Annotated in this window: 23 protein-coding genes and 3 pseudogenes; 22 read left to right on the top strand and 4 right to left on the bottom strand. The window is 68.9% G+C overall.

Annotated elements, in window-relative coordinates:
• On the top strand, positions 1–804 hold an 804-nt coding region (locus VED21_RS37720; protein WP_324891468.1), incomplete at its 5' end, for a Wzt carbohydrate-binding domain-containing protein.
• 98 nt (positions 805–902) lie between these two features.
• Here the strand turns inward: VED21_RS37720 and VED21_RS37715 are convergent.
• On the bottom strand, positions 903–1589 hold the full coding sequence (locus tag VED21_RS37715; RefSeq protein ID WP_324891466.1) for a hypothetical protein: 687 nt from the start codon (positions 1587–1589) through the stop codon (positions 903–905).
• Positions 1590–1838: 249 nt separating this feature from the next.
• Between VED21_RS37715 and pseB the strand changes: the two genes are divergently transcribed.
• The 19 genes and pseudogenes from pseB (at position 1839) to VED21_RS37615 (ending at position 21886) form a co-directional block, all read left to right on the top strand.
• Positions 1839–2849 carry a UDP-N-acetylglucosamine 4,6-dehydratase (inverting) gene (gene pseB, locus VED21_RS37710; protein ID WP_324891470.1) on the top strand — a complete coding sequence of 337 codons (1011 nt, stop codon included), beginning with the start codon at positions 1839–1841 and terminating at the stop codon, positions 2847–2849.
• Positions 2850–2869: 20 nt separating this feature from the next.
• On the top strand, positions 2870–4087 hold the full coding sequence (gene pseC / locus VED21_RS37705; protein ID WP_324891464.1) for a UDP-4-amino-4,6-dideoxy-N-acetyl-beta-L-altrosamine transaminase: 1218 nt from the start codon (positions 2870–2872) through the stop codon (positions 4085–4087).
• A gap of 2 nt (positions 4088–4089) precedes the next feature.
• Positions 4090–5601, top strand: coding sequence for a hypothetical protein (locus tag VED21_RS37700; RefSeq protein WP_324891462.1), 1512 nt, complete (start codon positions 4090–4092; stop codon positions 5599–5601).
• Between the two features lie 75 nt (positions 5602–5676).
• Positions 5677–6738: a dTDP-glucose 4,6-dehydratase gene (gene rfbB, locus VED21_RS37695; RefSeq protein WP_324891460.1), complete on the top strand. Its 1062-nt coding sequence runs from the start codon at positions 5677–5679 to the stop codon at positions 6736–6738.
• Between the two features lie 47 nt (positions 6739–6785).
• Positions 6786–7661, top strand: a complete 876-nt coding sequence (gene rfbA / locus VED21_RS37690) for a glucose-1-phosphate thymidylyltransferase RfbA (RefSeq protein ID WP_324891458.1) — start codon at positions 6786–6788, stop codon at positions 7659–7661.
• Positions 7662–7677: 16 nt separating this feature from the next.
• Positions 7678–8643, top strand: a complete 966-nt coding sequence (locus VED21_RS37685) for a glycosyltransferase family 2 protein (RefSeq protein ID WP_324891456.1) — start codon at positions 7678–7680, stop codon at positions 8641–8643.
• Positions 8644–8653: 10 nt separating this feature from the next.
• A complete protein-coding gene (locus VED21_RS37680; RefSeq protein WP_324891454.1) occupies positions 8654–9883 on the top strand; it encodes a glycosyltransferase family 4 protein in 1230 nt (409 codons plus the stop codon).
• Complete coding sequence (locus tag VED21_RS37675; RefSeq protein WP_324891452.1) at positions 9880–11352, top strand: tetratricopeptide repeat protein; 1473 nt, start codon at positions 9880–9882, stop codon at positions 11350–11352. The genes VED21_RS37680 and VED21_RS37675 overlap by 4 nt, the downstream gene beginning before the upstream one ends.
• A gap of 141 nt (positions 11353–11493) precedes the next feature.
• Entirely contained in the window at positions 11494–12654 is a 1161-nt protein-coding gene (locus tag VED21_RS37670; protein WP_324891450.1) for a putative sugar O-methyltransferase, read from the top strand.
• A 98-nt stretch (positions 12655–12752) separates the two neighbouring features.
• Positions 12753–13249: pseudogene (locus VED21_RS37665) on the top strand (transposase family protein); the annotation flags it as partial.
• 255 nt (positions 13250–13504) lie between these two features.
• Positions 13505–13666, top strand: a pseudogene (locus VED21_RS37655) (transposase); the annotation flags it as partial.
• A gap of 342 nt (positions 13667–14008) precedes the next feature.
• Positions 14009–16348: a tetratricopeptide repeat protein gene (locus VED21_RS37650; RefSeq protein WP_324891448.1), complete on the top strand. Its 2340-nt coding sequence runs from the start codon at positions 14009–14011 to the stop codon at positions 16346–16348.
• On the top strand, positions 16335–17354 hold the full coding sequence (locus VED21_RS37645) for a class I SAM-dependent methyltransferase (RefSeq protein WP_324891446.1): 1020 nt from the start codon (positions 16335–16337) through the stop codon (positions 17352–17354). The genes VED21_RS37650 and VED21_RS37645 overlap by 14 nt, the downstream gene beginning before the upstream one ends.
• A gap of 80 nt (positions 17355–17434) precedes the next feature.
• Positions 17435–17647: a hypothetical protein gene (locus VED21_RS37640; protein WP_324891444.1), complete on the top strand. Its 213-nt coding sequence runs from the start codon at positions 17435–17437 to the stop codon at positions 17645–17647.
• Positions 17648–17705: 58 nt separating this feature from the next.
• Positions 17706–18239 (top strand): annotated as a pseudogene (locus VED21_RS37635) (ISAzo13-like element transposase-related protein).
• Between the two features lie 29 nt (positions 18240–18268).
• Positions 18269–18529: an integrase core domain-containing protein gene (locus VED21_RS37630; RefSeq protein ID WP_414638400.1), complete on the top strand. Its 261-nt coding sequence runs from the start codon at positions 18269–18271 to the stop codon at positions 18527–18529.
• A gap of 232 nt (positions 18530–18761) precedes the next feature.
• Positions 18762–19679 (top strand): dTDP-4-dehydrorhamnose reductase, encoded by a 918-nt coding sequence (gene rfbD, locus VED21_RS37625; protein WP_324891442.1) that lies wholly within the window; start codon positions 18762–18764, stop codon positions 19677–19679.
• 16 nt (positions 19680–19695) lie between these two features.
• Positions 19696–20868, top strand: coding sequence for a glycosyltransferase family 4 protein (locus VED21_RS37620; protein WP_324891440.1), 1173 nt, complete (start codon positions 19696–19698; stop codon positions 20866–20868).
• The gene (locus VED21_RS37615) at positions 20861–21886 is read left to right on the top strand and encodes a glycosyltransferase family protein (protein WP_324891438.1); all 1026 of its coding nucleotides are present in this window, start codon (positions 20861–20863) and stop codon (positions 21884–21886) included. The genes VED21_RS37620 and VED21_RS37615 overlap by 8 nt, the downstream gene beginning before the upstream one ends.
• Positions 21887–21897: 11 nt before the next feature.
• Here VED21_RS37615 and VED21_RS37610 read toward each other — a convergent pair whose 3' ends face one another.
• Positions 21898–23187, bottom strand: a complete 1290-nt coding sequence (locus VED21_RS37610) for a nucleotide sugar dehydrogenase (protein WP_324891436.1) — start codon at positions 23185–23187, stop codon at positions 21898–21900.
• Positions 23188–23410: 223 nt separating this feature from the next.
• Between VED21_RS37610 and VED21_RS37605 the strand changes: the two genes are divergently transcribed.
• Together VED21_RS37605 and VED21_RS37600 are read left to right on the top strand one after the other, a co-directional pair.
• The gene (locus VED21_RS37605; protein WP_324891434.1) at positions 23411–24076 is read left to right on the top strand and encodes a formyltransferase family protein; all 666 of its coding nucleotides are present in this window, start codon (positions 23411–23413) and stop codon (positions 24074–24076) included.
• A gap of 391 nt (positions 24077–24467) precedes the next feature.
• A complete protein-coding gene (locus VED21_RS37600; protein WP_324891432.1) occupies positions 24468–25418 on the top strand; it encodes a replication protein RepA in 951 nt (316 codons plus the stop codon).
• A 12-nt stretch (positions 25419–25430) separates the two neighbouring features.
• On the opposite strand, the gene VED21_RS37595 is transcribed toward VED21_RS37600, so the two are convergent.
• Both VED21_RS37595 and VED21_RS37590 read right to left on the bottom strand, forming a co-directional pair.
• Positions 25431–25889: a hypothetical protein gene (locus VED21_RS37595; protein WP_324891430.1), complete on the bottom strand. Its 459-nt coding sequence runs from the start codon at positions 25887–25889 to the stop codon at positions 25431–25433.
• 133 nt (positions 25890–26022) lie between these two features.
• Positions 26023–26472, bottom strand: a 450-nt coding sequence (locus VED21_RS37590) for a hypothetical protein (protein ID WP_324891428.1), incomplete at its 5' end; no start/stop codon positions are given.

Genomic DNA, 26472 nt, shown 5'->3' with positions numbered 1-26472 from the left:
GTGACCGAGTTCCAGAAGCAGGGCGGCACGCTGCTGTTCGTCAGCCACGACCCGCGCGCCGTGGTGCAGTTCTGCAAGCGCGCCCTGCTGCTGGACCACGGCCGGCTGATCCTGGCGGGGGCGCCGAAGACGGTGATCACCCAGTACCAGCGCCTGCTCTACGCGCCGGTCGAGCAGCGCGACCAGATCCTCCAGGAAATATCCGGCATGGGCGAGGCGGCCGGCGGCGACGCGGCCGAGGCGCCGCCGGAACCGGAGTCGAACGGCGTGGCGGCCGTCGACGGCGGCGACCCGTTCCACGACCCCAACCTCGTGGCCAAGAGCCGGACCGAGTACCCGGTCAACGGTGCCCGTATTGTCGATCCGCGTATCGAGACGCCGGACGGCCGCACGGTCAACGTGCTGCGCCGCGGGCAGGATTACGTCTATCGCTACGAGGTGCACGTCGAGCGCGACGCCTACCAAGTGCTGTGCATGATGATCTTCCGCACGCTCCAGGGCTACGGCCTGGGCGGCATGGGCTCGCACCGCCCCTCGCAGCTGATCCCGGAGGTGACGGCCGGCAGCGTGCTGGAGGTGTCGTTCCGCTTCACCTGCCGGCTGTTCGGCGGCACTTACCTGACCAACTGCGGCGTCACCGCGTCGGAATACGGCGAGCGGCAGTACCTGCACCGCATCGTCGACGCCGTGATGTTCCGCGTGGAGGCCGAACCCGACATGCCGCCGACCGGCACCGTCGACTTCGGCCTGGAGCCCACCGTCACCATCCGCGCCGCCGCCGCGGCGGCGGCGGAGCGGGGGTAGCGTTTGGACGTTGGGTTTTCGCCTCCGGCTCAACCCAACCCACGTGGAAAGCGCCTGTAGGTTGGGTTGAGCGCAGCGAAAACCCAACACCGGCCACGTTACGCCTTGCGCTGGGCGGCGAACAGCATGCGCTCGCGCTCGGCGGTCCACAGGTCGGCGTAGCCGCAGTCGCGGAACTCCTCGAAATACGGCCCGCCGATCGTGTAGTGCAGGTTGGAGGTCTCTTCCACCGGCGCCGGCGGGTCGTAGTCGACGAGGTGGTTCCAGCGGTGCGGGATCTCGCCGATCAGCCCGTCGTCGCCCAGCCACTTGAACTGGTGCAGGTCGGTGCCGGTCGCTGTGTTGACGTATTCCGGCGTCAGCGCGGTGCAACGTGCGCAGTTGAACAGCATGACGCTCGACCAGTTCTTCTTTTCATACCTGGTCTGCGGCGCGCCCAGGAACTTCACCGTCTCCTGCGGCACGTGGTCGTGCTTGACCACCTGCACGGCATAGCGGTCGTCGCGCAGGTCGTACAGCTTGGCGACGTCGTCGAGCATCAGCATGTCGCAGTCGAAGAACAGCGCCCAACCCTCGAAGCCGGCGAGGTACGGCACCAGGAAGCGCGAGAACGAGAAGTCGGTCGACTGCAGCGGGTGACGTTCGCGCCACATCAGTTCGCCGAGCTGGCTCAGCATCAGCGGCGCCACCGTGACAGGCCGCGAGGCGCGGGTCAGGATCGAATGCGCGAACACATGGTAGGCGGCCGCTTCGCGCGGGTCGTAGCCGATGAAGATGCGGATCATGGACGAGACTTCCTGGATCGCCTGAGGCGGGCGCACGATAGACCACGCCCCGGGCCGCCGGTAGTGGCAAACCTGTCGCGGGAGCTGTGCCGGTCATGCTCACACAAAATTAACGGACTGCTAGAAGTTCCCGGATACGGTACAAGGCCATTTCGACCTCATAAGCATGCAGCATCGGGGCTCCCCTTGACCGACCGCAGCCGATCAGCCTCCATCAGCAAGCGCCTTGCCAACCCCTCGGCGACCTGGATGCAGGACGCGCTGGCGGAACTGGAAGGCTGTTCGGTGCTTGTCACCGGCGGCACCGGCTCCTTCGGGCGCCGCTTCGTCGAGACGCTTCTGACGCGCGCCAAGCCCCGGCGCGTCATCATCTTCTCGCGCGACGAGTTCAAGCAGTACGAGATGCAGCAGCACCTCGGGCCCGAGTGGGGGGCGAAGCTGCGCTTCTTCATCGGCGACGTGCGCGACCGCGAGCGGCTGGAGCTGGCCATGCGCGAGGTCGACGTGTGCGTCCACGCCGCGGCGCTGAAGCACGTGCCGGCGGCCGAATACAACCCCATGGAGTGCATCCACACCAACGTCTACGGCGCGGAGAACGTGGTGCGCGCCGCGCTGAACACCGGCGTGAAGAAGGTGGTGGCGCTGTCCACCGACAAGGCGGCCAACCCCATCAACCTCTATGGCGCCTCCAAGCTGGCGGCCGACAAGATCTTCATCGCCGCCAACAACCTGTCGGGCTCGCTGGGCACACGCTTCTCGGTGGTGCGCTACGGTAACGTCGTGGGCTCGCGCGGCAGCGTCATCCCGCTGTTCCGCAAGATGGTGACCGACGGCGCCACCTGCCTGCCCATCACCGACGATCGGATGACGCGCTTCTGGATCACCTTGCAGCACGGCGTCGACTTCGTGGTGTCGTGCTTCGCGCTGATGCAGGGCGGCGAGATCTTCGTGCCGAAGATCCCCAGCATGCGCATGGTCGACGTGGCGCGCACCCTGGGGCCGGGGCTGCCGTACAAGGTGGTGGGCATCCGCCCGGGCGAGAAGCTGCACGAGGTGATGATCACCGAGGACGACTCACGCCAGACCTTCGAATTGGCCGACCGCTACGTCATCGAGCCGACCTTCACCTTCTGGAGCCACGAATCCTACGAACGGCTGGGGGCCAAACCGGTGCCGGACGGCTTCCGCTACGCCTCCGACACCAACACCCAATGGCTCGACAGCGACAGCCTCACCAAGCTGCTGGCCGAGGCCCTGTGACAGATGTTGCGAGAGACGCGGTGAGCGCCGGCTTCCTGCCCTACGGGCGCCAGAGCATCGACGAGGACGACATCGCCGCCGTGGCCGCCGTGCTGCGCGGCGACTGGCTGACCCAGGGGCCGGCGGTCGAGGCGTTCGAGAACGCGCTGGCCGCGCGCACCGGGGCCGCCCACGCGGTGGCCTGCGCCAACGGCACGGCGGCGCTGCACCTCGCCTGTCTGGCGCTGGGGCTCGGCCCCGGCAACGCGGTCGTCGTTCCCTCCATCACCTTCCTGGCCACCGCCAACGCCGCGCGTTATGTCGGCGCCGAGGTGGCCTTCGCCGACGTCGATCCCGACACTGGCCTGATGCGGCCGGAGGACGCCGCCGCCGCCGTGGCCCGCGCCCAGGCCGCCGGCTGGTGCGTGCGCGCGCTGGCGCCGGTGCATTTCGCCGGGCAGACGGCCGACATGGCCGGCCTCGCCGATGTCGCGGCGTCCCGCGGCCTCGCCCTGATCGAGGATGCCTGCCACGCCGTCGGTACGCAGACACAAGGAGCCGACGGGACGTGGGCCGAAGTGGGGGCGTGCCGGCACGGTGGCCTCGCCGCCTTTTCCTTCCACCCGGTCAAGACCATCGCGGCGGGCGAGGGCGGGGCGGTCACCACCGACGACCCGGCACTCGCCGAGCGGCTGCGCCGCTTCCGCAACCACGGCATGGTGCGCGAGCCGGACCGCTTCACCGACCAGGACCTGGGGTTCGAGCCCGACGGCACCGCGCGGCCCTGGGTCTATGAGATGCCGGAGCCCGGCTTCAACTACCGCCTGACGGACATCCACAGCGCCCTGGCGCTCAGCCAGCTCGGCAAGCTCGACCGCTTCGCGGCGCGGCGGAGCCGGCTGATGGACCTCTACGCGCACCGCCTGGACCCGCTGGCGCCGCTGGTCCGCCCGCTGGCGCGGGTGGCGGGTTGCCGGCCGGCGTGGCACCTGTGCGTGGCGCTGGTCGACTTCGTCGCCGCCGGGCGCAGCCGCGGCGCGGTGATGGCGGCCCTGCGCGCCCGCGGCATCGGCACGCAGGTGCACTACGTGCCCGTGCACCGCCAGCCCTACTACCGCGACCGCTACGGCGCCCTGGACCTGCCGGGGGTGGAGGCGTACTACGCGCGCGCCCTGACGCTGCCGCTGTTCCCCGCCATGGCGGACGGCGACGTCGGCCGCGTCGTGGACGCGCTGGCCGAAACGCTGGGCATCGCCTGACCATGCTTCATCACGCGCGCGCCCTGGCCCTGGCTTGCGCCGGCACGGTGCTGTTGGCGCTGCTGGCCATGGCCGCCTACTTCGCGCTGAACGTCGCCGCGACCTTCATCGACCGCGACGCCGCCACCGCGCGCATCCGGCAGGCGGCGGAGGCCGGCGACTTCGCCCGCGCGGTGCCGCTGCCGCTGGGTGCCGACGAGGTGCTGCCGCGCATCGCCGGCAACGACTGCCGGGTGCTGGCCGGCGTCGTCTTCCCCTATCCCAGCCGCGTGGACGAGGCGCTGTCGCCGCGCATGACGGCGGAGGAGCCGCCGGTCATCCCGCCCACCGCCAACGGCCTGCCGCGCCCGCCCTGCCTGCGCCTGATCACGCTGGCCGGGATGGACGATCCGGGCGCGGCGGCCAGCTACGTCTACCACCGCTACCTGCATGGCCACCGGCTGTTCGCCCGCGTTCTGGCGCCCTATGTGCCGCCGCTGATGCTGGGCGCCGTCACGCTGGTCGCCACGCACGCGCTCGTCCTCGTCCTGCTGGGCGCCGCCCTGGCGCAGGCGGCGGCGCGCCATGGGCCGGGCAGTGCGCCGGGCCGAGCGCGCGACCATTCCTTCGCCGCGCTGGCGCTGGCCTTCCTGCTGTTCTACGGGCTGGGCCTGTTCGGCTGGAACTTCTCGCTGGCGCTGCCGGACGTGGTCATCCTCGGCTTCATCCTCTTCGCCTACCTCCGCCCGCTGGGGCGGCTGGGCGAACGCGCCTTCGTCCTGGCGGTGGCCGGCTTCGGCGTGCTGACGGCGGTGTTCGAGTTCCTGACCGGCGGCATCCCGCTGGGCCTCACCGTGCTGCTGGGCATGGTGGCGCTGGGCGAGGCCCCGGACCGGCGCACGCTGGTGTGGCGCGCCGTGCTGGGCACGGCGGTGTTCGGCACCGCCATCGCCGCCTGCTTCGCCATCAAGCTGGCCTTCCTGGTGCTGTACGCCGGGCCGGGGGAGGCCGCCACCTTCTTCGCCTCGCTGTCGGAGCGCACCGGCGGCCGCTTCGTCTACGGCCTGACGCCGGCCGACGTGGCGACGGCCCGGCGCGTCGGCTTCGACCTGAACGCCGCCGAGGGGCACCTGCTGCCCAGCCTCGCCTACCTGCTGTTCCGCCTGGGCGAGGCCAGCCACCGCATCACCTTTGGCTCCGGCGCGCTGGGCATCGCCGTGCTGGCCGGGGCGACGGTCGCGGCGCCCGTTCTGGCGCTGCTGGCGCTGGGCCGGGCGGGCGGGAGCGACGCGGGCGTGCGGCGGGCGGAGACGGTGCTTCTGCTGCTGACGCCGCTGGTCCTGCTGGCGTGGTTCCTGGCCTTCGTCAACCACACGATCCTGCACGCGGTGTGGATGGTGCGCGTGCTGGCGTGGATGCCGGCGCTGGCCGCCGTGCTGGCGGTGCGCGCCGCCGCCTGGCCGGAAGGCCTAGGCCTGAGGCACATGGCCGCATTCCGCCCGGCCGATGGGCAGCCGCGCGGCGGTTCCGTTTGAATTGCCGGGGGGCGGACGCTAAATTGCCCGCGCCGACGGTCTCGGCATCGTAACAAAGCTTGGTGACATCCCGACATGACGCAGAAAATCCTGATCACCGGTGGCGCCGGATTCATCGGATCCGCCGTGATCCGCCATCTCATCGCCGAGACGGACGCGGCGGTCGTCAATGTCGACAAGCTGACCTACGCCGCCAACCTGGACTCGCTCAAGCCGGTCGCCGACAACCCGCGCTACGCCTTCGAGAAGGCCGACATCTGCGACGGCGCGGCGATGGCGCATCTCCTGGAGAAGCACCGCCCGACCGCGATCATGCACCTGGCGGCCGAGAGCCACGTGGACCGCTCCATCGACGGCCCCGGCGCCTTCATCATGACCAACGTGGTCGGCACCTACGCGCTGCTGGACGCCTCCGTCGCCTACTGGCGCTCGCTGGACGAGGCGGGGCGCGCCCGCTTCCGCTTCCACCACATCTCCACGGACGAGGTGTTCGGGTCGCTGGGGGAGACCGGCTTCTTCACCGAGACCACGCCCTACGACCCCAGCTCCCCCTATTCGTCGAGCAAGGCGTCGTCCGACCATCTGGTGCGCGCGTGGCACCGCACCTACGGGCTGCCGGTGGTGCTGTCCAACTGCTCGAACAATTACGGCCCCTGCCAGTTTCCGGAAAAGCTGATCCCACTGATGATCCTGAACGCGCTGGAGGGGCGCCCGCTGCCGGTCTACGGCCAGGGCACCAACGTGCGCGACTGGCTGTACGTCGAGGACCACGCCCGCGCGCTGTGGGAAGTTCTGTCGAAGGGTGCGCCCGGCGAGTCCTACAACGTCGGCGGCAACAACGAGATGAAGAACATCGAGGTGGTGCAGATGATCTGCGACATCCTCGACGATGTGGTGGACCCGCTGCCCGGCGGCCCGCGCCGCGGCCTGATCACCCACGTCAAGGACCGCCCCGGCCACGACCAGCGCTACGCCATCGACGCCTCCAAGATCCGCCGCGACCTGGGGTGGGAGCCGCGCGAGACCTTCGACACCGGCCTGCGCCGCACCGTCGACTGGTACCTGGACAACCGCGACTGGTGGCAGCCGCTGCGCGACGGCGTCTACGCCGGCGGCCGTCTCGGCCTCGCCGTCTGAAGCAAAGCCACACCAGCGCAGCCACAGGAACGGGAGAAGGCCGTACCATGAAGGGGATCATTCTCGCCGGCGGTTTGGGCACGCGCCTCTACCCCGTGACGCACGTCGTGACCAAGCAGCTGCTGCCGGTCTACGACAAGCCGATGATCTACTACCCGCTGTCCACGCTGATGATGGCGGGCATCCGCGACATCCTGGTGATCTCCACGCCGCACGACCGGCCGCTGTTCGAACGCCTGCTGGGCGACGGCACGCAGTGGGGCATCCGCCTCAGCTACGCCATCCAGCCGGAGCCGGCGGGCATCGCCCAGGCCTTCATCATCGGCAAGGACTTCATCGGCGGCGAGCCGTGCTCGCTGATCCTCGGCGACAACATCTACTTCGGCCACGGCCTGCCGGCCATGCTGCAGGAGGCCGCCAAGCGGACCGAGGGCGCCACCGTCTTCGGCTACTGGGTCAGCGATCCGGAGCGTTACGGCGTCGCCACCTTCGACGCCCAGGGCCGCGCCATCGACATCGAGGAGAAGCCGGCGCAGCCCAAGTCCAACTGGGCCGTCACCGGCATCTACTTCTACGACCGCCACGTGGTCGAGATCGCCGAGAACCTGAAGCCGTCGGCGCGCGGCGAGCTGGAGATCACCGACCTCAACCGCGTCTACCTGCAGGCCGGCACCCTGCGGGTGGAGCGCATGGGCCGCGGCTTCGCGTGGCTGGACACCGGCACGCACGACAGCCTGCTGCAGGCCGGCCAGTTCGTGCAGACGGTGGAGGCCCGCCAGGGCCTGAAGATCGCCTGCCCGGAGGAGGTCGCCTTCCAGATGGGCTACATCGACGCCGCGCAGCTTCAGCGCCTCGCCGAGCCGCTGCGCAAGAGCGGCTACGGCCAGTACCTTCTGGGCCTCGTGGAGCGGTCGCACCCCTGATCCGGGCATGCCCGAAATGGCCATTTGGGCGTCCGTCGTCATTCCGACCAAGAACGGCGGCGCCCTGTTCCGGCGCGTGCTCGACGGCGTGCGCGCGCAATCCACGCCCGCGCCGTTCGAGGTGGTGGTCGTCGACAGCGGCTCCACCGACGGCACGGCGGAGGCGTGTGAGGGGCTGGACGGCGTGCGCCTGCACCGCATCCCGCCGCAGGACTTCGGCCACGGCCGCACCCGCAACCTCGGCATCTCGCTGGCGCGCGGCAATTACGTCGCCCTGATCACGCAGGACGCGCTGCCCGCCGACGGCCGCTGGCTGGCCGAGCTGCTGGCCCCCTTCGACACCGACCCCACGATCGCCGGCGTTTTCGGCCGGCACGCCGCGCACGCCGGTGCCGACCCCTTCACCCGCCGCGACCTCGACGCCTTCTTCGACGGCCTGGCGGCCGGACCGGCGGTGGTGCGGGTGGACGACCCGGCGCGCTGGCGCCGCGACGCCGTGTGGCGCCGCAAACTCGCGTACTTCTCCAACAACAACTCCGCGCTTCGCCGCTCGGTGTGGGAGCGCATTCCCTTCCCCGACGTGGAGTTCGCCGAGGATCAGGCGTGGGCGCGCAAGGCGCTGGAGGCCGGCTACGCCACGGCCTACGCCGACCGCGCGCTGGTCTTCCACTCGCACGCCTACGGCTTTTCGGAGCGGCTGACCCGCTGCTTCGACGAGGCGGCGGCCCTGCGGGCGCTGGACGGGCGCAAGCTATGCCGGTCGCCGCTGCACTTCCTCACCGGGCTCGGCGGGCGGATCGTGCTGGACCAGCTCTACGCGCTGCGCAGCGGCCTGTACGCCCGCGACCCGCGCGCCGCGCTGGCGCGGCCGGCCGACACGCTGGCGCGCCAGACCGGCTACCTGCTGGGCAGCCACGCGGCGTGGCTGCCGGCGCGCTGGCGGCGGGGGCTGTCCCGCGAAGCCATGCTGAAGGGCGTGTGAGGGCCATCCGATGTCGTTCGCCGAGAACCTGTCCCGCCTGCGCCTGATCGCCCGGCAGTCCGGCCCGCTGGGGGCGCTGCGCTTCGGCTGGCGGCATTTCCGCGAGCGCGTGTGGACGGTGGACGTGGCGGCGCGCTACGGCTTCGTCTCCGCCCCGCCGTTCGGCGCCCTGCCGGAACGGCCGGAACCGGGGTTCGAGCGCACGGTCAATTGGATCGTCCCGGTGTTCTTCCCCGGCTCGGGCGGGCACTACACCGCCTTCCGGCTGGTGAAGCACCTGGAGGGGCAGGGGTTCCGCTGCCGCATCGCGCTCAACGCCGGCATGGGCTTCGCCAGCGCCGCCGCGGCGAAGGATGCCATCCACAAGCACTTCCTGCCGCTGGACGCCGAGGTGTATTTGCGGCCGGAGGACATGCCGCCGGCCAACACGGCGATCGCCACCGGCTGGCACACCGCCTACACGCTGCGCCGCTTCCAGGGGGCGCGGCACAAGGTCTACCTCGTGCAGGACTTCGAGCCGTACTTCACCCCGCCGGGCAGCGAGTACGCGCTGGCCGAGGCCACCTACCGCTTCGGCTTCACCGGCGTCACGGCCGGCGGCTGGCTGGCGGACGTGCTGGCGCGCGATTACGGCATGGAGACGCACGCCTTCGGCTTCAGCGCCGACCGCGCGCTGTACCGCCCGGACGGGCCGGCGCCGGGCCGGCGGCCGGGCGTGCGGCGGGTGCTGTTCTACGCCCGCCCCATCACGCCCCGCCGCGGCTTCGAGCTGGGCCTGCTCGCTTTGCAGCATCTCTGCGCGCGCATGCCGGACGTGGAGGTGGTGTTCGTCGGCTGGGACCTGAAGCGCTTCCGCATTCCCTTCCGCCACGTCGACGCCGGGGTTGTGCCGATGGGGGCGCTGCCCGACCTCTACCGCAGCTGCGACGCCGCCCTGGTGCTGTCCTTCACCAACCTGTCGCTGCTGCCGCTGGAGTTGATGGCCTGCGGCGTGCCGGTGGTCAGCAACCGCGGCCCCAACGTGGAATGGCTGCTGACGCCCGACAACAGCGTGCTGGCCGAGCCGAGCGTGGAGGGCCTGTCCGACGCCGTGGCCGATGTGCTGGAAGACGGCGACCGGCGCGCTCGCCTGATCGCCAGCGGGCTGGAGCGCGCCGCCCGGGCCGACGCGGCGACGGAGGCGGAGGTGGTGGCCGGCGTGCTGAGAGCGTTGAGCGATACGTCTAGGATCACGTCATGACCTACTTCAAGGCCGTCGACGCCTTTCAGAAAAATATGAGGGGCGAGGCCCACGCCCTGTGCAGCACGATTCTGGAACACGATCCCGAACACGTCGGAGCGCTCGACTTGCTTGGCTTGCTGGCCCACAATGACGGGCGGTCTGCGGATGCACTGCCGTTTTTCCGGCGTGCATTGGCTGTGAAGCCGAGCGAAGCTGTGGCGCACGCGCATATGGCTCTTGCGCTGGGCGCGCTGCAACGGACCAACGACGCTGCGCGCTGTCTGGATCATGGGCTTCGCATCGCCCCCGATGCACACTGGATGCGCTTCAATCTCGGTGCCATCCTGGCAAACGCCCGCCGCCCGTATGCGGCGATCACGCCACTGCGTAGCGCCCTGGCAGCCAAGCCGGATGATGATCAAGCGTTCGTGCTGCTTGCTCAGACTCTTGCGGTGGTTCGCGCCGATGTGGAAGCGATTCGGGCCTACCGCCATGCACTGGCGATCAGGCCGGCCAATGCCGGAGCTGCCGTATCGCTTGCTCACCTGTTGCTGCGGAACGGTCGTGTCGGAGAGGCCTACGTCCAGTATGAGCAGCGTTTCGAGACGCGTGGCTATCCGGTGGCGCGGCGCCGCTTCGAAGTCCCGGAGTGGGACGGCGCCCCGCTTGCCGGACGAACCGTGCTTCTCTACGCGGAACGGGATTTCGGCGACACGCTCCAACACATCCGTTTCGCCTGTGACATCGCGAAGGACGGTGGACGGATCGTCGTCGAATGCCAGCCCGAGTTGGCCGCCCTGTTCGCCCGCATACCGGCGGTAGACGCGGTGGTACCGGCTGGCGGGCCGCTGCCGGCCTTTGATTGCCACGCGGCAATCGGCAGCCTGCCACGCTTCACGCAGCCGGCCGCGGCGGCGTTGGCGGCGCATGTGCCTTATCTGGTGGCGGAACCGCGCTACGATGTGGTCCCCGCGGACCCGCGCCGGCTGTCCGTCGGATTCGTGTGGGCGGGACGAGGGGGGGGCAAGCGTGGTTGCCCGCTCGCCGCTCTGCGCCCCCTGCTGGAGGTCGAAGGGGTCGATGCCTACTCCCTCCAAGTCGGCGACGCAGCCGACGACATCGCACGGCTTGGCCAGTCGGGAAGGCTGCGCGACCTTCGCCCGGTCCTTCGCAGCTTCGACGACACGGCCGGCGTGATGGCGGCCCTTGACCTCGTCATCACCATCGATACGGCCACCGTCCACCTGTCCGGGGCCTTGGGGCGGCCGACCTGGCTGATGCTGAACGTACCCTTCGCCTACCGCTGGCAGATGGCCCAAGGGCGCACTCCCTGGTATCCCTCAGTCGAACTGATGCCGCAGCCCGGGCGTGGCGATTGGAGCGGACTCGTGGACGCGCTGGCTTCCAGGCTGCGGCGTGCCGTGGAACGGCACGCCGCCGGATCACCGCGTGGTTCCCTGAGCGCAGGATACCCGCAGCGATCATGACAAAGATGCTTGGATTCCGCTACGGCCGCGTGTTTTTAATGAACCGGACCGGCCATGGTCGGTGTGGCTTGCCTGCCGTTTCCGGCCGGCAGCCGCTTCCTTCCGTGTAAATTCGCTTTTTTCTCGCAGGGAACTCATCTGATGACGACCACCCTTACCACGCCTTCGGCAGATCTTCCTGCCCCCTGGTCGGTCATGCTCGACAACTATCTGCTGGCGCGGACCCTGACCCGCGCCAACGACAAAAGTGCGCACTGGGATGTCTTTCCGGAGAATTACGAAGACGTGATCCGTCATCAGGCTCCCTGGGAAACCTTTTTGCGGAACGGTATATCGGTTGGCTTCAACGACGATCTCTTGTACGTGAACGACCGGTGGCAATACCGTTTGAATCACGATTTCCGGGATCTGATCCCGGAGACCGTACCCACCGGACCGGCGCGGGAAAACATAAGAGCGATGATCCGCTTCGTCATGCGGATCTGCGGGACGGACTTTGTGAAACAGGTTGCCGCGCCGGCAATCGGGTCACCACAGCATCTGGCCTTCACTTGGCAGGAGACGCCAAGCAGCCCGCAGCACCCGATGCGGTTGGCCAGACATGATCTCTCCTTGATCTATTACGCGTGGCAGATTTCCCGGCTCGCCTCACCCTTTATGCCGTCATCGGCGGTCTTCGCCGAGATCGGTGCCGGGTATGGCGAGACAATGGCAAAAGTAAAAACCATATTTCCGGATGCACGTTGCATTCTGTTTGATCTTGCCGAAATGAATGCGGTGCAAACATACTATTTGTCTCGCCGCTTTCCCGATGCCCGCATCCTTTATCTTCGGGATTTGGAGGAGCGTGGCAGTGCTGTCTTCTCAGAATCTTACGATTTCCTGATCCTGCCAGGCTGGTCGATCGAGCGTGTGCCCGACGGGTACCTGAACTTCACCTACACGACCAGGGCGCTCCAGGAAATGCGCAACAGCGTGATCAAGTTCTATTTTGAACAGATCCAACGCGCTCAGGCGATCGGCGGCGTATATTACTGCGTAAGCCGGTACTTGAAAACATCGAACGACGAAGCGGTGGAATTTTCCAAGTTCCCGTATGATGATTGTTGGCGGATGTTGTTGTCGCATCCCTGCAGCTTTCAGTCGAACTGCCATGAATTGGCTGTCTGCCGTACCAATCAACGTGAGCCCTTCACAGTTGCCGAGGCCATGGCGGGAATCGATGGAAGAGTGTTGGATGCACGGCGCGGCGGTCAGGCGAAGGCCCTAGGCGCCCTGACCCTCAGGGGAAAACGGAGTTGAGTCCAAGCAGGGGTTGAAAGGGTGGCGCTGAACAGCCGATTGTAGGCGCAGTCTCTCGCAGGACAGGAACGTCATATGGAAGGAAAACCTCTTTCATCATGGCCGCGTCCTTGGGCATTTCTCTGCAATCAATAGGCTTTCTGCCCACCCTCCAGATCCTGGATCACATCGATCCGGGCTTCCACCGGATCACCGTGCGGGCGCAGCCAGCCGCCGCCTCGGCGTCCTGCACGGGGTGCGGCGTGCCGTCACGCCGCGTTCACGGCGCCTGCTGGCGCAGCCTCGGTGACGTGGCGTGCTTCGGCCGGCCAACCGTCTTGCTGGTCCGCATCCGGCGCTTCCGCTACTCCGATACCGCGTGTCCGCGCCGCACCTTCAGAAAACGCCTTGCCTGGCGTTGCGCGCCCCGCGCGCACGCCAGACCGACCGGCTGCGGGCCGTGCACCGGAGCATCGGCCTGACGCTCGGCGGCAAGCCCGGGTCCTGCCATGCCGCCGCCATGGGCGTGCCGGTCAGCCGCACGACGCTGGTGCACCGGGTGCGCGCCACCACCGGAACGCCGGCTGCTCCGGTGACGGTTCTCGGGGTGGACGAGTGATGGGATGGACGGCCCCCGTTTCCGGCACCGCGGTGCCACATGAAGGGGGGTGATGCCCTTCAGCAAGGAGACCGCCCCGATGCATGCGACGACCATCGGCCTTGATCTGGCAATGTCCCTCTTCCTGGTTCACGGCGTTGACGGCCACGGGAAGGTGGTGGTGACCAAACGCCTGCGCCGGGGTTGCTGTGCTCGGATTTTTCGCCACCCTGTCGCCCTGCGTGGTCGGCATGGAGGCCTGCGCCACCCCTGGAGTTGGCCGTCGCCGACGGCGCGCTCGGGTTCTGGAAGGCGCTGGAGGAGGTGTTCCCGGCCACGCGGCATCAGCGCTGCTGGCATCGCAAGGCCGTCAACGTCTTGAACAAGGTGCCCAAGACGCTCCAGCCGGCGGTAAAGACCGACTTGAAAGACATCGTCGCCCAGCGTCACGCCGCGGGACAAGAGGTTCTCGACGATGACATCGCCCGTGTCTTGCCCGTGCTGCACGCCCACATCATGCCGAACAGCGGCTATTTCCAGTCGCCGCGGCGCCAATCGGTGCTCACCGCGGAGTTCGTTCGGTAGATGCTCGGCCCCGCCACCAACCCGGACCACAACACTGCAGAAAATACGCTAACGTACATTTTCGCATGGTTGGGCCATCCGGCCCTAATGTTCTGGCGCCGCTCCGGATTGGCGTTTTTCATTTTTTCAGAGCCGGCGGATGCGCTAGAACAGATGCGCTAGAGGGGGGCGCGACCAACGACCGGCGGTGCCATGAACAGTGTCGAGCGGCGGGCCGCCGAGGCGTTGACAAAGGGGGACGCCCGTTCGGCTCTGCGTCTGGTGGGCGAAGCACTGGCGGGGGGGAGCATCGCGGCGGAAACCGCCAATCTTGCCGGCCGCGCCCTGCTCCGGCTCGATCGGCTGGGACCAGCGGCCCGCGCCTTCCGCACCGCCGCTGCGCTGGCCCCGGACACGCCGGGGCCGTTTGCGAACCTCGCCTCCGCGCTGCGCCGGGCCGGCCTTGCCGCCGAAGGGCGCCGCGTCCTGGACTGGGCCGTCCGGCTCGCCCCGGAGGATGCGCGGCTGCGGTTCAACGTTGCCAACTTGCTGCTCGACGATGGTGACAAGGAGGCGGCCGCGCGGGGGTTGCGCATCGCCCTTATCCTCCTTCCCGATCTGGCGGAGGGGTTGTGCAACCTCGCCACGCTGCAGGAGCGGCCGGCAGATGCGTTGCGGAGCGCCGCGCGCGCGGTACGGTGCCGGCCCGTCTACGCGGAGGCACTGGCGATCCTGGCGACCGCGGCAAACGACGCCGGTCGGTACGGGTTGGCAGCGGCGGCGGCGCGCGACGCGATCACCGTCGCTCCGGAACGTTTCACATCCTACGCCGCGATGGCGGCGATGCAACTGCGCCAGGACCGCTTTGCAGACGCAGAGGCGGCTGCTCGCCGCGCCGTCACCGCTGCACCCGAGCGGGGCGAGGCGTGGCTGCCGTTGGCCACGGTCCTGCTGCGGCGGTCCCACCTGGGCCCGGCGCTCGCCGCCGCCGTCCGGGCGGTATGCCTCGAGCCGGAACGGGCGGCGTCGTGGGAGATGCTGGCGTCGCTCCACGCGGTCCGGCACGGCAACCTCGCCGCCGCCGGTTTCCGCCGGGCCGTGGTGCTGGATCCCGGGCTTGCCGGCTCGTGGCTCGGCCTGTCCACGGCGCACCTGCTGCCGGTCTATGGCGAGGACGACGACATCGCCGCGCACCTCAGCGCCTACGAGGCGACCCTGCGGGAAGCCCGCGCCCGCTTGCTGGCGCTGCCGCGGCGGGCGCAGGCGGCCGCCGCGGCGGAAGTCGACCGCTACCTGCCGTTCTACCTGCCCTATGTGCAGGGGAACGACCGCCGCCTTCAGGGGCTGTACGGCGACTTGGTGTGCCAGCTCATGGCCGCCGCCTATCCGCAATGGTCCGAGCACCTCCCTCTGCCGATCCTTGCGCCGGGCGAGCGCGTCCGCGTGGCATTCGTGTCGGCCTTCGTCGAGCGCCACTCGGTGTGGGCCACGAACCTACGGGGATTCGTGCAGAATCTGGACCGGACGCGCTTCGCCGTGACCCTCTGCCACACTGGGAGCCGGCGCGACGACGAGACGGACGCCGCCCGCGCCATGGCGGACCGCTTCGTTGCCGGACCGATGGAGTTCGAGGATTGGTGCCGGACCATTCGCGCCGCCGCACCACACGTGCTGATCTATCCGGACGTTGCGGTGGACCGCACCTCTCTGAAGTTGGCAGCGCTGCGGCTGGCACCGCTGCAGTGCGTGACCTGGGGGCACCCGATCACCTCAGGCCTGCCGACCATCGACGCCTTCCTGAGCGGCGAGCGCCTGGAACCGCCCGGCGCGAGGGAGCACTACACGGAGACCCTCGTCTGCCTGCCGGGCACCGCCTCGTGCTATGCACCGTACGCGCTGCCGCACGTCGCGGCAGTGCGGGCGGACTTCGGGCTGCCGGACGACGCCGTCCTGCTCGCCTGCTGCCAGACACCGTTCAAATACGTGCCGTTTTACGACGACGTTCTGATCCGCATCGCGCGCGCCGCGCCCCAGGCACGCTTCGTCTTTTTCAGGCCGGTGCGCGACGCGCAGCTGTTTGACCGGTTGATGGCGCGCCTCGCCCGGTGCTTCGCCGCCGCCGGGCTGGCGCGCGATGCGCATTGCATCGTCCTGCCGCACCTTGACGGCGCCCGTTTCGAGGCGGCGCTGAGGGTGATGGACGGCTATCTGGACAGCGTCGGCTTTTCCAGCTTCAACGTGGCGATCCACGGGATCCGCGCGGGACTGCCGATCGTCACCGTGCGCGCAGGGCGCATGCGCGGGCGGCTGGCGTCCGCCCTTCTGGAGACCGCGGGCGTGCCGGACACTATCGCCGACGACATCGACGGATACGTGGAGGTTGCGGTGCGATTGTGCGCCGACATAGAGTGGCGTGCCTCGTTGCGCGCGCGTCTCGCCGCCGGCATGCCGCGGATCTTCCATGACCTTGCCCCGGTACGGGCCCTGGAAGCATTCATTCTCTCGCGCCTTTCGGGTTCGGATGTTACCGGAACGAGCCATGCCCCAGCCTGACCTGACCACCGCGTCCAATCCCGAAGCCGCCGACACCCCGGCCGCGCGCATGGTCCGCCGAATCCTGAAGGACGACCCGCAGGCCCCGTCGACCCTCACCCGGCTCGTCGCCAAGGCGCAGCAGAGCGGCCGTGAGGCCGAGGCGGCGACGATCATCGAAACCGCCGCCGCGGCGCCTGGGCGCACGGCCCTGTTCCACACCTACCTCGGGCTGGCGCTCGAAGCCCTCGGGCGCGGGCATGCGGCCGAGGCGGCGTACCGGCGGGCCCTGGCGCTCGACGGCGACTTCTTCCAGGCTCATATGGCGCTCGCCCGCATCCGCATGCCAGGGCCGTCCTACTACGCGGTACTCGAACAGATCCATGCGCTGGTCCGGCCGCGGGTGTACGTCGAGATCGGCGTGGACTCGGGCCGGAGCTTGGCCTTGGCCGGAGGCAGCGAGCTTGCCATCGGCGTCGATCCGGCACCGCAGCTGTCAGTGCCGCTGCCGCCCTGCGCACGGGTTCTGGAGGCAACCAGCGACGACGCTCTGGCCGGCCCGGCGTTCCCGGCGCTGCTGGACGGACGGCGGGTGGATATGGCGTTCATCGATGGCCTGCACACCTTCGACCAAGCGTTGCGAGATTTCGTGAATCTGGAGCGCCTCGCCGCGCCCGGCGCGATCTATCTGTTCCACGACGTCGTGCCGCTCGACCCGGAGACCGCCGACCGGCAGCGCCGGACCACGTTCTGGAGCGGCGACACCTGGAAGGTACTGCTGTGCCTGTGCCGGTACCGGCCGGATCTGGGCCTTGCCGTCATCCCCGCGTCGCCCACCGGGCTGGGCGTCGTCGTCGGTCTAGATCCGGCAAACACCCGGATCGCCGGGCAGTTCTCTGCCATCGTCGCCGAGGGTATGGCGGCTGGCTTCGCCGAGGGCGTTGGCGAGTGCACCGCCGGTATCCCGGTGATCCCCAACGATCCCGAGGCGATCCGCGACGCGCTGGCGGATCTGCGGGGCCGCTAGGGCACCGCAGGGAACTACCTGCTCAAGATGTTGGCTGGGGAACGGTAATCTCACGTCGTCGGCGGTGACGGGAGTTACCGATGTCCTCCTCCGTTGTCCATCCGTGCGGCTGTCCGCGCTGCCGCGCCGACGAGCCGCACCGGGATCGTGCCCTTCACGAGCATATCAATCTGCTGATCAGCCGTCTGGATGAGCAGCAGCGCCGCTGGTTCGTAGCGCTCGAAGCCGAGCGCCTTGGCCGCGGTGGAGAAACCTTGCTGGCGCAGATCACGGGCCTGGTGCTGGACGGCTGATGCCGTGTTGGTGCACGATTGGCCCCAAGATGCGGTTGGCCAAGCAACCCCCTAGGGCATCTACGATCTGACGAGCAATTGCGGTTTCGTGTGCATCGGCGACTGCTTCGTCACTGCGCGCTTTGCGGTCGAGGCAATCTGTGACTGGTGGGCCCACGAGGGAAGCCGTCGCTTCCCCGAGGCCGAGCGCCTGCTCCTCCTGGCCGAGGCCGGCGGCTCGAACAGCTGCCGCTCGCGTGCCTGGAAAGCGCAACTCTAAGAACAGCTTTGCGACTCGTGCGGACTGGCGGTCACGGTGTGGCACTATCCCAGCGGCTGCTCGAAGTGGAACCTCATCGAGCATCGGCTCTTCAGCGCCATCAGCGTGAACTGGGTCGGAATGCCGTTGCGCACCTTGGCCACCGTCATGCGCTACATCGCCGGGACCGTCACCGCCGCGGGGCTGCGCGTGACCGCTCGGCTCAAGCGCGGCGGCAATGAGACCGTCGAGCGCGTCTCCGATGCCGAGATGCGCTGTCTCCGCTTGGTTCCGCACTCCGTCTGCCCGGCGTGGAATTACACACTCTCACCACCAACTGACTGGGAGAATTGAACACGCAATTCCCTGCCGTGCCCTAGGCCTTGAAGGAGCACCGCGAGGCCTTGAAGGCCCACGGCATCGTGCCGTCGATGAGCCGCAAAGGGAACTGCCGGGACAACGCGCCTATGGAGAGCTTCTTCGACGGCTTGAAGGCCGAACTCGTCCGTGAGCAGCACCATCCCTCGCGCGAGGTTGCCAAGCGGGATCCGTTCGCCGATATCAAAGGCTACGACATTCGCCAGCGGCTCCACTCGGCTCTCGGCTACTTTACCCCGGAAAAGGCCGAAATGCGGGCCGCATAACCCGGTGTCCATGCCGCCGCGGGAAGCTCAAGGCCGGAATAGACCTCAGACAGGTGCAGGTTGATCGTGGCGAGGACAATGGTCAAGCCGTTGCCTTAAGCGCTTCGTCCGGCCGCCGCAGCGGCCATCCGTTGTCGCGGGCGGCGTGCGGCATTCGCCAGGGTTTTAATGGAACCGCCATGACCTCTGGTATAGAGTGCGAGCCGTTTTCATATGGCTTCCCGGCTGGACCGTGACCCTCACCGACACCGCGACCCGTATCCTCGTCATCGGCGCCCAGGGGCAGATCGCCCGCGAACTGGAGCGTGCCGCCCTGCCGTCCGGCTTCGTCCTGCGCACGGCCGGGCGTGCCACGCTGGACATCGCCCGCCGCGACGCGGTGATGGAGGCGGTGGCGCGCGAGCGGCCGGCCCTAGTCATCAACGCCGCCGCCTACACCGCCGTCGACCGCGCCGAGACGGAGCCGGAGGCGGCCCGGGCCATCAACGCCGACGGGCCGGGCTGGCTGGCCGAGGCGACGGCGGCCCGGGGCGTGCCGCTGGTCCACATCTCCACCGACTACGTCTTCGACGGCAGCAAGGACGGCGCCTACGTGGAAGCCGACCCGGTGCGGCCGCTGGGCGCCTACGGCACCAGCAAGGAGGCGGGGGAGCGCGCGGTGCGCGCCGCCAACCCGCGCCACGTCATCCTGCGCACCGCCTGGGTCTACAGCCCGTTCGGCCAGAATTTCGTCAAGACCATGCTGCGCCTGGGCGCCGAGCGGGACGAGCTGCGCGTCGTCGCCGACCAGCGCGGCTGCCCGACCTCGGCGGGCGAGATGGCGCGCGGCATCGTCGAGATCGCCCGCCAGCTTCTGCTCGACCGCCGCGAGGATGCCTGGGGCACCTACCACCTCGCCGGCTCCGGCGAGACGACGTGGCACGGCCTGGCCGAGGCGGTGTTCGAACTGGCCGCCCCGGCGCTCGGCCGCCGTCCGGTGGTGCACGCCATCACCACGGCCGACTACCCGACGCCGGCCCGCCGCCCGGCCAACTCGGTGCTCGACTGCACCAGGGCGGAGCGTGCCTTCGGCGTGCGCCTGCGCCCCTGGCGCGACGCGCTGGCCGACGTGGTGGCGGAGCTGACCGCCGCGCCCGTTCCCGTGCCGTGATGCCGGACGCGCCGACGTGATCACCATCGCGCACCTCATCACCGGGCTGCAGACCGGCGGGGCGGAGACCATGCTGGCCAAGCTGGTCGGCTCCATGGACACCACCCGCTTCCGCAACATCGTCATCTCGATGACCGACGGCGGCAGCATCGCGACCGAGCTGTCGACGAGCGGCGTGCGCATCCTGTCCCTGCAGATGCGCCGCGGCGTGGCCGATCCGCGCGGCCTGACGCGCCTGCTCCAGGTCCTGCGCGAGGAGAAGCCGGACGTCCTGCAGACGTGGCTGTACCACGCCGACCTGATGGGCGCGCTGGCCGGGCGGCTGGCTGGCGTGCCGCGGGTGGTGTGGAACCTGCGCTGCTCGGACATGAACCGGCCCAATTACCGCTGGCTGTCGCGTCACCTGCCGCTGCTGCTGGCGCGCCTCTCGGGCATGCCCGACGCGGTGATCGTCAACTCCGGTGCCGGGCGCGCGGTGCACGAACGCTACGGCTACCGGCCGCGGGCGTGGCAGCTCATTCCCAACGGCTTCGACGTTGCCCGCTTCCACCCGGACCCGGAGGCGCGCGGGCGCTTCCTGGCCGAACACGGGCTGCCGGACAACGCCTTCCTCATCGGTCTGCCGGCGCGCCTGGACCCGATGAAGGACCACTGCACCTTCCTGGCCGCCGCCACCGACTTCGCCTCCAAGCACCCGCAGGCGCGCTTCGTCCTGATGGGGTCGGGCCTGCAGGCGCAGAACCCGCGCGTCCGCCGGCTGATCGCCGCCTGCAACCTGGACGGCCGCGTCCTGCTGCTGGGCGAGCGGCGCGACATCGACCGCATTCTGCCGTCGCTGGACCTCGTCACCCTGTCCTCGGCCTTCGGCGAGGGCTTCCCCAACGTGCTGGGGGAGGCGATGGCCTGCGGCGTGCCGTGCGTCAGCACCGACGTGGGCGACGCCGCGGCGATCGTGGGCGACACCGGCACCATCGTGGCGCCGCGCGACCCGGTGGCGCTGGCCGTCGCCTGGCAGCAGATGATGGCGCTGGGACCGGAGGGCCGCGCGGCACTGGGTGCCGACGCCCGGCGGCGGATCGAGCGGCACTTCTCGCTCTCCATCGTCGCCGCGCAGTACGAGGCCTTCTACGAACGCATCACGGCGCAGCCCGGCCCCTCGCCGGCCGCCGCCCTGCTCGGCAATGCCTGAGGCGCCCACCTTCATCTTCGGCCGCATGCGCAAGCCGGTGGGCGGCTGCAGCGTCGTGCGGATGGAGGAGCCGCTGGGCCTGATCGGGCGACGGCCCGGCGTGCGCGTCCACCTGGAGGACGGCCCGATCCGCCTGTCGCTGCACCGGCCGGAGGAGCGGCGGATCTTCGTCTGGCAGCGCCCGATCGTGCGCTGGCCGGCCGACGCCGCACTGCTGCGCGGGCTGCTCCAGCACGGCTACCTGATCGTCCACGAAATGGACGACTGGCCGGAGCACCCCGGCTACGCCGGAAACGGTTTCATCGGCTTCCGCGGGGTGCACGCGGTGCAGGTCTCCACGCCGCCGATCGCCGACTTCGCGCGCCGCTTCAACCCGCACGTGGGCCTGTTCCCCAACCAGCTCGCCACCCTGCCGCCGCGCCGCCCGGCGCCGGCGCGGGACGAGGCGGTGCTGTTCTTCGGCGCGCTGAACCGCACGGCCGACGCCCAGGCGATCCTGCCGGCGCTCAACCGCGTGCTGGCGGCGCGGCCGCAGGTGCGCGTCGACGTCATCCACGACGAGGCCTTCTTTCGGGGACTCGCCACCGCGCGCAAGACCTTCCGGCCGCTGTGCGCCTACGACGTCTACCGGCAGGCCCTGGCCGATGCCGACGTCGCGGTGCTGCCGCTGGCCGACACCGAGTTCAACCGCGCCAAATCCGACCTGAAGTTCCTGGAATGCGCCGCCGAAGGCACGGCGGTGCTGGCCAGCCCCGTTGTCTACGCCGCCAGCGTCGAACCCGGCCGCACCGGCCTGCTGTTCCACGACGCCGACGAGTTCGAGCGCCAGCTGCTGCGCCTCGTCGACGAGCCGGCGCTGCGCGCCACCCTGGCCGACGCGGCCTACGCGCACGTCGCCGAACACCGCATGCTGGCGCCGTACGCCGAGGCGCAGTGGGCGTGGTACGACGGGCTGCTTGCCCGGCAGGAGGAACTGACGGCGGAACTGCTCCGCCGCACGCCGGAACTGGTGGGGTAGGGGAAGGCGGCTTACAGCCGGCGCAGGGTCACGCCGTCCGGCGTGGTGGCGCGGTCGAGGCGGCCCTTCACGTCGAATACGACACCGCGGCCCTGCTTCAGCAGGCCGGTGACGAAGTCCCACGACAGCGGCTGGTAGGCCTTGTGCGGCACCGCCAGCACGATGGCGTCGGCTGGCTGTAGCGCGTCCAGCGCGGTCAGGGTCAGGCCGTACTCGTGCTCGGTCTGCGCCGGGTCGGCCAGCGGGTCGTGCACCTGCACGGCGATGCCGAAGTCCTTCAGTTCGGCGATGATGTCGGTCACCCGCGTGTTGCGGATATCCGGCACGTCCTCCTTGAAGGTCAGTCCGAGCACGGTGACGCACAGCTCGTGTGCCGGATGGCCGATCCGCAGCAGGCGCTTCACAATGTCGCGGGCAATGTACTGGCCCATCGCGTCGTTGATTCGGCGGCCGGCAAGGATGACGTCGGGGTGGTAGCCGACCTGCTCGGCGCGGTGCGTCAGGTAATAGGGGTCGACACCGATGCAGTGGCCGCCGACGAGGCCGGGCACGAACTTCAGGAAGTTCCACTTGGTGCCGGCGGCGGCCAACACGTCCTGGGTGTCGATGCCCAGGCGGTCGAAGATCAGCGCCAGTTCGTTCATCAGCGCGATGTTGAGATCGCGCTGGGTGTTCTCGATCACCTTCGCGGCCTCGGCGACGGCGATGGAGGGCGCCTTGTGGATGCCCGCCTTGACGACGCTGCCGTAGACCCGGGCGACGATCTCGGCGGTGGCCGGGTCGCTGCCCGAGACGACCTTGGTGATCGTCTCGAACCGGTGCTCGCGGTCGCCGGGGTTGATTCGCTCGGGCGAATAGCCGACGGAGAAGTCGCGCCCGAAGGTCAGGCCCGATTCCCGTTCCAGGATCGGCACGCAGTCCATCTCGGTGGCGCCGGGATAGACGGTCGATTCGTAGACGACGATGTCGCCCTTCTTGAGCTGCCGTCCGACCGAACGCGTGGCCGAGAACAGTGGTCCCAAGTCGGGCCGGTTGCCCGCGGTGATCGGCGTGGGCACGGTAACGATGTGGAAGTCGGCCTCCCGCAGGAGCGCCGGATCGGTGCCGAGGATGAGCTTGGCATCGGCGAGTTCCGCCGGGTCGATCTCGTCCGTGCGGTCGAAGCCGCGCTGCAGCTCCTCGATACGCGACGGATCGATGTCGAACGCGATCACCGGCAGGCCGGCACGACCGAAGGCCACCGCAACGGGAAGGCCGACATAGCCGAGGCCGACGACGGAGATACGGCGCCCGTGGCTCATCTGAACAGCACCATGAAAACCCAAGATTGGGAAGAAGAACTCAATTCGTCCGCTTCCGAAACGTCCCGCCGCGGCCGGCGGGGTGGGACGGTTCGGAAACGCGACGAGCCGGGAGGTGACACAAAGATGTGGCGATGGTCAAGTGCCGAAGCTCGGACATCGCGCTTGCCGGACGGCCCGGCGCGCCGTACACCCGTCGCCGTCCCCAGCCCGGAGACCGCCCATGGCGCCCAACATCGTCGTCCTGACAGAGCCGAAGTACTCCATCGTCCTGCTCAGCATCATCGAGCATTTTGAGCCACGGGCGCAGGTGCGCTTCCTGTTCACGGCCGAGGAACTGGATGACTACTTCGCTCGGCCTGCAGAAATCTCGCGCTTCCTCGCCTTCTTCACGCCCGTGGTGGTGCCGGCCGCTGTTCTTGAGCGGATCGGCAGTCCGGCCTACAACTTCCACCCCGGCCCGCCGGCTTATCCTGGCCGCTATCCGGTGGCATTCGCTCTGTACGACGGGGTGCGCCGCTTCGGCACCACCGCTCATGTCATGACGGCGCAGGTCGACAGCGGACCAATTGTCGCGGTTGCCGAATTCGACGTGGAGGATGGCGCCGACCTCGACTGGCTCAACGCCCGGACCTACAAGGCGGCGCTGAAGCTTTTCATGCACCTCTGCCCGCGGCTGCTGCGCACCGCGGAGCCGCTGCCCACCTCGACCATACGCTGGAGCGGCAGGCGTTCGACCCGTGCAACGCTTCGGGCCATGTGCGAAATCCCGCCGGACATCGCGCCTGACGAACTGGAGCGCCGGCTGCGCGCCTTCTGCCTTGTGGCGCCGGAGCCCTTCCGCCTGACTCTGCACGGCCGCCGGTTCCGTCTGGTGCCGGAGGGTTGAATGCCGGGCCTGACGGTGCGGGCCCTGCCCGATTCGTCGGCATATTGATGCTTTCTTGGCATGTGGTGACATGCTTTTGAAATTAATTTCGAGGCCACGGAAACACCCTTACGTATTCAAAGAACGAAATTAGGTCAGAGCATGAACATCCGTGCTCCCCGTTATGCTGCGGCGTTCTTTCATGAACGCGGGAACCATGATAGGGGCTTGGGTCGGGGTGCGACAAAGTGCGCGTCATACGACTGCACTCCGCAAGAACTGGAGGTAACGCCGCCGTTGGGCGCATCATCTTGATCGTCGCCGCAGCGTAAGCGGGGCGTCACCAAATGCCAAATGGCGGAAGCGACGTTGCTTGCGCAGGTTGAACGCCAGAACGGAGGGAAGCCGCCGATTGGCTGAGATCCACGATCTGATCGCCCGCCACGGGCACAGCGCTGCGCGCGACATGGTCGCCGCGTCGGAGCGGCGATACGTCGATCTGGCGGCACTGGTGCTGGGTGATGATCGCGGCAGTCCGGCCTATCTCTACTCCGGTTTCGCCATGACCGCGTTGCCGCACCGCCGGCCAACGAGCGATAACGACGCGTGGCAGCGGACCAACGGCCGCTTCGGCCTGATGGTCGAACCTGGCTTCATCCCCGGGCCGGACGGCAAGCCGTGCCGGCAGGGCGTTCCCTTCGGCAGCCGGGCCCGGCTGATCCTGCTGTACCTGCAAAGCGAGGCGATGCGCACCGGTTCGCCTGAGGTGCGGCTGGGAAACACCATGCACCACTGGCTGGAGCGTATGGGCGTGAAGTCTGGCGGCAGCAGCTACGCCGCCATCCGCGATCAGGCGCGGCGCCTGTCCGCCTGCCGTCTGACCGTGAGTTGGACGGCCGAGGACGGCCGGAGCGGATTCGAGCGCGCCAACATCGTCAGTGCCATGCTGTTGTCCCCCAGCGTTGGCGGCCCTGGCGGCGCATGGGATGAGACGGCGCGTTTGTCGCCCGAATTCTTCCGGGCACTGCGCGAGCACCCGCTGCCCGTTTCGGAGAACGCGATCAAGGCCATCCAGAATTCCAGCGCCGTCATCGATATCTACGTGTGGCTGTGCTACCGGCTGTTTACGCTGACCCGAATCACCGACATCCCCTGGCCGGCGCTGCGCGAGAAGTTCGGGCCGGAGTACAAGCACCTGCGCCAATTCCGCGCCAAGTTCGTGCCTGCGCTCAAGGAGGCGCTGGCGGTCTATCCGGGGGCCAACGTCGAGCTGCTGCCGGACGGGCTGCGTCTTCTGCCATCCCGGCCGGCCATACCGGCACCGCGCACCTTCTACATCGGGGCGGTCGCCGGGCAGCGGTGACCGGGCGGCGCTTCAGTAGTTTCCGCTGCGGTAGAGAATGTTCAGCTTGGCGCGGCGGCCGTCCGTGCACATGGCGGTGACGTCGGAAAACTTGCCCAGCTTGTCCGGGCCGGCCAGATGCACGATGCCGAGCGGCTCGTGCGGGTAGTAATGGTCCACCAGCCGTTTGGCGGCCGGGCCGTGCATCGGGAACGCGCTGTTGCACAGCCAGTTGTGCCGAGCCGGCAGGATCGCCTCGCCGCCCATCCGCCAGACGGCGAGGTTGAGCGACATCCGGTCGCCGTAGTCCATGCGCTCGACCTTCATGGCCTTGGCCAGCCGGTCACGGTAGGCTTCCCAATTGGGGCTCGACTCGCTCAGCGCGAAGGCGCCGGCGTTCAGCATCGGCCGCAGGCAATAGCGGTCAGCGACTTCCGAGCCGAAGTAATGCGCGAACCAAAAGTGCTTCTCCCTCAGGTGTTCGTTCGCCATCTCGGGCGTGCAGCCGAGGTCGGGAAGCAGACGTCGACGTCCGCGTCCGCTGCCTCGAGCGACAGCACGAGGCCCTGCAGAAGCCGGAAGTAGCCAGAGTTGGAGACAGTGACGACGGCGACGCGACGGGCCATCAGGCGGCCCCTGCGGGAACGAGCCGCAGCAGCCCCATCTTCAGCAGCCAGCCCAGCGAGCGGTGCAGGCGCTGGGGGTCGTTGGGCGCCAATGCCTCCAACTGGGCGACCGTCATGGTGCTGGCGGCGGCGACGCGGTCGAGAAGCGCCTGCATGCCCGCAGCATCGAACTGCCAATAGCGGGCGAAGGTGTTGATGTCGACGGCGCGGATGGCGGCCAGCCGCCGGGGCGCCGATTCGTCGGCGAGCGTCAGGACACTGTCGGGACCTAGGCTCTCCGTGGCGAAATTGGCGAACAGTGCGTAGGGGTCGCGCATCAGCGGGTAGCCGGGGTGCGTCTCCTCTTCCGCCCCGGCGCGGACGGCGGCGAGGTCGGCCCACAGCGCGCGGTACTGCCGCGCGATCACCGGCCAGTCGAACACCTGGAGCGCGCGGGTCCGCGCCGCCTC

This window comes from Azospirillum sp. (genome assembly GCF_035627195.1).
In the GTDB taxonomy this organism is placed as follows: domain Bacteria; phylum Pseudomonadota; class Alphaproteobacteria; order Azospirillales; family Azospirillaceae; genus Azospirillum.
Note: the sequence above shows the minus strand (reverse complement) of the source record. Positions and strands in the feature narration are given on the sequence as shown.